The organism is Agrilactobacillus composti DSM 18527 = JCM 14202, assembly GCF_001436375.1.
Classification (GTDB): Bacteria; Bacillota; Bacilli; order Lactobacillales; family Lactobacillaceae; genus Agrilactobacillus; species Agrilactobacillus composti.
Genome location: NZ_AZGA01000057.1, coordinates 115,221 through 121,220 on the forward strand (window position 1 = coordinate 115,221; position 6,000 = coordinate 121,220).

General features: G+C 46.9%; 6 protein-coding genes and 1 pseudogene. 4 read left to right on the forward strand and 3 right to left on the reverse strand.

Translation table 11 applies throughout. The features are described 5' to 3' along the window. Positions 1–36: 36 nt before the first annotated feature. Both FC83_RS09405 and FC83_RS09410 read left to right on the forward strand, forming a co-directional pair. Entirely contained in the window at positions 37–804 is a 768-nt protein-coding gene (locus FC83_RS09405) for an SDR family NAD(P)-dependent oxidoreductase (protein WP_035450861.1), read from the forward strand. Between the two features lie 47 nt (positions 805–851). Beyond that, a pseudogene (locus FC83_RS09410) lies at positions 852–1,115 on the forward strand (DUF711 family protein); the annotation flags it as partial. A 58-nt stretch (positions 1,116–1,173) separates the two neighbouring features. Here the strand turns inward: FC83_RS09410 and FC83_RS09415 are convergent. From FC83_RS09415 to FC83_RS09425, 3 genes are all read right to left on the reverse strand, one after another. Further along, complete coding sequence (locus FC83_RS09415; RefSeq protein WP_035450856.1) at positions 1,174–1,848, reverse strand: DUF6320 domain-containing protein; 675 nt, start codon at positions 1,846–1,848, stop codon at positions 1,174–1,176. Beyond that, a complete protein-coding gene (locus FC83_RS09420; protein WP_035450854.1) occupies positions 1,848–3,125 on the reverse strand; it encodes a phthiocerol/phthiodiolone dimycocerosyl transferase family protein in 1,278 nt (425 codons plus the stop codon). Before FC83_RS09420 ends, FC83_RS09415 begins: the two co-directional genes overlap by 1 nt. 163 nt (positions 3,126–3,288) lie before the next feature. Continuing rightward, the gene (locus FC83_RS09425; RefSeq protein WP_035450851.1) at positions 3,289–3,729 is read right to left on the reverse strand and encodes a DUF3021 domain-containing protein; all 441 of its coding nucleotides are present in this window, start codon (positions 3,727–3,729) and stop codon (positions 3,289–3,291) included. Between the two features lie 752 nt (positions 3,730–4,481). Here FC83_RS09425 and FC83_RS09435 point away from each other — a divergent pair. Next, positions 4,482–4,796 carry a hypothetical protein gene (locus tag FC83_RS09435; protein ID WP_035450846.1) on the forward strand — a complete coding sequence of 105 codons (315 nt, stop codon included), beginning with the start codon at positions 4,482–4,484 and terminating at the stop codon, positions 4,794–4,796. 299 nt (positions 4,797–5,095) lie between these two features. Further along, on the forward strand, positions 5,096–6,000 hold a 905-nt coding region (gene iscB, locus FC83_RS09440), incomplete at its 3' end, for an RNA-guided endonuclease IscB (RefSeq protein WP_236700826.1).

Sequence of the window (6,000 nt, forward strand, 5' to 3'; positions counted from 1 at the left end):
ATTAATCATTGCAAATTTTGAAAGGGGTACTTCTATATGAAAATTGCAATTATTACCGGGGCGTCATCTGGCCTAGGCCATCAATATGTGCACACTGTAGCTAAAAAAATGCCGACACTTGACGAAATTTGGATCATAGCTCGCCGCAAAGACCGTTTAGTCCAACTGGCTGAAGAAATGCCCACGCAACGTTTCCGGGCGCTGCCCTATGATTTAACTGACGCTGAATCATTTCACAAGTTACAAGGCCTTTTAGACAAGGAAAAACCTCAAGTCCAATTACTGATCAATAATGCCGGCGTCCTGCACAATGGCCCCGTGGCATCAGTACCAATTGAACAACAACAACAAATGATTGCGCTAAATGCCATTGCGCCAGTTATGATGGTTAATGCGGTATTGCCTTACATGCAACGACACAGTAGCATTATCAATGTGGCCTCCGTGGCAGGTTTCACCCCATCACCGAATATGGTGGTGTACGGGGCTACCAAGGCATTCTTGTTGTTCTATACCAAGGGCTTGCATGCCGAACTGCGGGCACGTGGCATCCATGTCCTCGCCTTGGCCCCTGGTAATATGCATACCGCTTTGTTCAGTGCCACTGCGCCTGGCGATCCCGCCGACAAGAAAAGCATTGTCGATTATCTGCCCTTCTTAGATTTACCAAAAATTACGCGACGTTCCTTGACCATCGCAAAAATGGATTGCATGGTTTATACGCCTAGATTATTTTATAAGCTATATCGTACCCTCACTACCTTAGTACCTGCTTCGGTAATGACTCGTTTCAGTAAAGTATGACCCCTAGCATAAAAAGGGCGTTAGCTGATAACTCAATAAACCCTGTGCTGGACATGGTGGCGGTCCCTGGGGACACGCCGGCCAGCACCATCAGCGGCATAATCGCCGATGAATCCGCCATTGGCGTGCAAAACAACAAGGCCACCGCCGTGCGGGTCATCCCCGCCACTAGTCAAAAAGTCGGTGAAGACATCAACTTTGGCGGCCTCTTCGGCCACGCCCCAATCATGGCGGTGAACCCCAGCAGTGCCGCGGACTTCATCGCCCGGGGCGGTCGCATTCCTGCACCGATTCATTCCTTTAAAAACTAATAAAAATAGGCCGCTGACTGAAAATCCAAATTCGATTTTCGACCAGCGGCCTTTTTTCTTACGTATGAAACATTTTTTGCCCATTTTGTTTGAGACTGTGCTTTTCGAACAACAGATTAGCCACTAAGGCGATGGCTAAAATGATAAAGCTAATTAAGGTGAGCCATAAAGGCGCTTGACGGCGGATCAAGGCAATGGCTACTAAAATACCGCTGATAATGGTGTAACAGATTTGGTAGCTCATTAACGTATAGTTATCCGAGTGCTGGCCGAGTACCAAAATGATGGACACCACGACCAGGACCACTTGTAAAATCGGGCTCACGATGAGTATGGACCAGCCCTGGCCGCCACCCTGCCAATCCAGCCCCGCCAACAACGTCAGGGTCAGCAAAAATAAATAAAACAACAATTTCACTGGGTTGACCCGAAAGCGCTTGATCATCAAACTGGCGGTGAACACAAAGCCGGCGCCCCATAAGACCCACAGGACCCACCAGCCCTTGGCCGGGTCATAAGTCAGGATATTCACCACGGTACAAATCAGACTGCCGGTCAATAAACTCAAAAATAACCAGCGCATTATGGACCGGGCTTTAAAGGGATGTTCCGGGTAGCTGGGGTACGTTTGCGGGCTGGTTTGACTTGTGGCTTGGGCGATGGTAGGTGTTAAACACAGGGGGCAAATTTTGGCATCTGGCAACAACTGCATTTGGCATTTCAAACAGCGCATTATTTAAGCCCCCAATCATTGGAGTAAATCAGAATATCTGTGTGAACCAACCGCTTCAGTTCCGCAAAGAAATTGCGAATCAGAGTTGGTTCCAAGATCCTGCGGTTAAAGGACAGGGTCAACTGGTCTTGAAAGGTCACCAGGTTACAAACCACTGGGTTAGTTTGGCTGGGATAGGCCACAAATTCGAAATTTGCCACAGCCGCAGCCATATCCGCCGGTAACTTCACCACCCCTAAATTGGAAAACGTCAAGGTAGTGCTCTTATTGCCCCCCATGCGAAAGCCCGTCCGGACAATCAGGGTTTTGGGCACCAACGGTACAAAGCGCACGAATTTATTCCGGGCTAAGCTCACATTACTGGCAATCATTTGCCGCAAATTCGCCGCATTCAACTGGTTCTGCAATTGTTGGCTGAGACTGGTGATGATTGTGGCTAAATCCGGATTTAGTTGGGGCTGCCAAGTTAAGGTGATGGAACCAAAGAAATTCCGCAGGGTCGTGGATGGAAAATAGGCCCGTAAATTCACCGGCAAGACGATGACAATAGGCCGGTGCAACTGGGTGGCATCCAGGTCTTGGGTGATGGCCTGCATCAATAAGGCCGTCAGTAAACCCGTGACAGTGGTGCCCTTGGCGTGAGCCAGGCGGTTCACTGCCGCTGCCGACAGCACCCCAGTGATCACATTGTGGCCCACGGGGTTCAAGGGCCGCCCCTTCAATTTATAAGCATTGCTGGTTTCCACTGGAGCCGCCGGTTTAAACTTGGGGGTCATTTTCGCATATTTCAAATAACTATCCTCAATGCCGTCAATGCCACTGCCGGAAATGTTGACAAGCTCATTGGCCGGGGTCGCCAAAGTCGTCTTGCCCTGTTGCAAATAATAGTAAATCAAGGCTTTTAAAAAACTCAAGGCCCCCATGCCATCGGTGATGGCATGCTCACATTCAAGGGACAGGCGCGACCCACTGTAAAGAATCCGCATTAAAAATGGCCCATCGTATTCGGAAGCAATCTCGGTGGTGGGATACAACGTCTCTGGGCGGCTTTGAAAGTCATGGGGATTGGACTCAATATAATTCCAAAATAACCCCTTGCGCAAGCGGACAAAGAAAACGGGAAATTTTGGGCGCACAATGGTGATCGCCTGTTGTAACCATTGGGGATCAATGGGGGCTTTCATGAGCACCGCCACTCGAAAAACATTACTATTTTGTTTGCTGGCTGTGGCTGGAAAAACTTTACCGGTATTATCTAATTGATACCAATCATCCATATTGTTTGTCCCATCTATTAATATAGCTTCAGTCTACCATAGACCTGTCGCTAGGCACTCAACCCCCAGGCTGAATTGTCAGCGTTTCCCCAAAACTAACTGGCCACAAAAAAATTCGCTGGTGCGAAGACTGACCAGCGAATTTTTGACGTTGTTACTTGCTTTACGCTTGACTACCATTGGTGGCACAGGCTTGGCCCTTGCGGCGGCGAACCACTACCCTGCCAGCTTGCCAACAAGTGAAATACAAAAGCCCAAATTGCACTAAAAAGTTGAGCCCTGACCCTAGGCTAAGACCATACCAGCCCGCCACGGCCCCAAGTAGATACCAACTGCCGCCCACCAGGCTAAAGTGTAAGCCCGTCCGCAGACCCAGTGACAACCCCTTAATTTTGAAAATCACGTAGGGCCAAACGATCATGAGACCCAGGAGACACCAAATCAAAAAAGAGACGCCCCAGGCTGCTAAAGGCCGGCTAAACCCAGGAACTAAGCTCAAACTCAGGGGATGACTCCCATTAAAGGAAGGTGTCGTTGTATTTAAAATACCCAACACCGTGCCAATGGTCAGCCCTAATCCAGAAATTTTTAAGAAATGTCGCATCACTTTCCGCCTCCCAAATTGCTGTTCAATTAAATTATCTGTCTACATATAAGTCGTTTAATTCTCGTCAAATAAACCGGGTTCATTTGTAAAGTTAATATATCATCATTTTCTAATTTTTACAATTTAAAATTTCATTTTATTCTTCATTTTAGTAACGATTAAGACTGGCTTTATTTTGTTATTTGTGGCGGTAAAAGCAAGGATTTCAAAGTTCAAATTATCATTTAATTCTAATTGGCATATGTGTTTATTATTAGCTTTAAATCCCTTTAGGTAATATAATTAACGTATAAGGATATCGTTGCAATTCACAGATTGGTATGGTTTTATATCACTATTTTGATACTCCGCTTGATTTATTTTTAGTCATTTCCCTAACTATGATTCTGGCTATTTTAATTTATCCCGAAAGGAAGGGATAAAAATGAGAAAGTCCGATGTAAACGAGGAAAATATCATGACTTTCCGGCAAGCTTTGCGACGTGGTATTAGGTATGTATCGTTGGGCGGAGATCGGCCGAGTTTTTTGGACAGCCCCGGCGCTAGAACAACTCAACGGATAATAGTTGCCCTTGCAATTGCAGTTGAAATTTCGATGCAATTATCAAATCATTGGCCTCTAAAGACTTTTCTATTTTGGACCCTTATTAATGTGGCTATGCTGGTTCTGGTAGTCATTCCAATCCATGTCAGTTTCTGGTATTGGTGGGCACGCCGGCATCATCCTTGATATGAAACGAGGGAATATTATGACATACTGGCAAGCTTTGAAACGAGGCATGCGCTATCTGATTTTTCCCAGACACGATGCAAAACAGGTCCCTGACTTTTTGGCAACTTCAATTGCCAAACGAGCTTATGTTATTATCGGCATGATCATGACCTTCGTTGCTGGCTTCGTTCCCTTTGTAAAACATTGGTCGGTTCAAATAATTGTTTTATGGTTTATTGGTTTGTTACTGTTCCTAACGATGGTTTTAAGTCCTATCTATGTTTCTGTGCTGTACTGGTTGACACGCTGGACTGCTAAAAAGTCCCCGCAGTCAACCATGACCCCTCACTAAAGTAAGGGACTTGAAGTATTTACTTCAAGTCTGGTTGTCTAGACTCAGTGTTTTTTGAACACTACGTTATCTTGGTGATCACACCTGGGAATGATACCCTAGTTCCCAGTTCTGTGCGGGCACTGTAAACAGTCCTAAGGTCAATGGGACCGTCAACCCGTGAGAAAACTGCTGCTCGTCAGCGGTTAAGCCTTGATAACATTGTCGAAGGGTAACCTCACGAACTCAAGTCTGATGAACTTGACGCCGTGGTCAGGTCTGTTTTACCTGGCGCTCAAATTTCATCGAAGGAGGGCATCATGCAAAATCGTGTCTTTGTCATCAATCGCCAGGGTGAGCCACTGATGCCCTGCACACAACGTAAATGTCGTAAATTATTACAATCTGGCAAAGCTAAAGTTATCAGGAAAGAACCTTTTACCATTCAACTGCTGTTTGGCTCAACCGGTTATAAACAACCTGTCTCAATTGGTGTAGATTCTGGACAGCATCATATCGGTTTGGCCGTTACTTCTCAGGATAAAGTTTTATTCCAAGGTGAAGTCAGTCTGCGGCAAGACGTGAAAAAATTACTGGATACTCGGCGAAGTTATCGACGTGGTCGCCGCGATCGTAACACCAGATACCGTCCGCCCCGTTTCCTGAATCGGGCCAAGCCGGTTGGCTGGCTACCGCCATCGGTTGCCAGCAAAATCCAGCACAACATCAATTGGATTCAGCGCCTGCAAGCGGTACTGCCTAAAGCAGAACTGCACATCGAAGTGGGCAAGTTCGACATGGCTAAGATGGTCCAGCCGGGTATCACCGGCTTAGGCTATCAGCAAGGCGACTTATATGGTTACGAGACCACAAAGCAATATGTCTTAGACCGGGATAATTATACCTGCCGGATCTGCCACGGCAAAACCAAAGACCCAAAGCTCAAGATCCATCACATCATCTACCGGTCTACTGGTGGCACCAACCAGGTGAGCAATCTGCTCACGGTGTGTGCTACTTGTCATACCCAGGCCAATCACCAGCCCGGGGGCAAGCTCTATGCCCTGCAGGCGAAGAGATTTCAAAGCCATCATTCTCTAAAGGGCGCCACCTTTATGAATATCTTGCGCCGTCGGTTGTTCACGGCTTTTCCAGAAGCAAAGTTTCAGTATGGGGCCCAGACGACTTTAAACCGAGCCAAGTTAGAGCTGCCAAAAGCCCATTA